General features: G+C 42.2%; 1 pseudogene. It reads left to right on the top strand.

Going from position 1 to position 270, the window contains the following annotated elements:
• A pseudogene (locus tag AAEY62_RS22510) lies at positions 1-270 on the top strand (copper resistance system multicopper oxidase); the annotation flags it as partial.

The following is a 270-nucleotide window of genomic DNA, read 5'->3' on the forward strand; positions in this document are numbered from 1 at the left end:
CCCATGGAGTTATTCCGTAAATTAAAAATTCAGGGGGATGTGTTTAACTTTAATCAGCCCACTGTACCTGAGTTTTTTGATGACATAGCAACAAGCGGCGTTGCTAATGCACTTCAACGACGTGAAATGTGGAACCAGATGCGAATGAGTCCAACCGATTTAGCTGATTTATCGGCTTCGGCAATGACCTATTTAATGAATGGTACTGCGCCAATGGCTAATTGGCGTGGGCTGTTTAAAGCGGGCGAAAAAGTACGTTTAAGATTTATT

This window comes from Pseudoalteromonas sp. GW168-MNA-CIBAN-0100 (assembly GCF_040309225.1).
In the GTDB taxonomy this organism is placed as follows: Bacteria; Pseudomonadota; Gammaproteobacteria; order Enterobacterales; family Alteromonadaceae; genus Pseudoalteromonas; species Pseudoalteromonas arctica.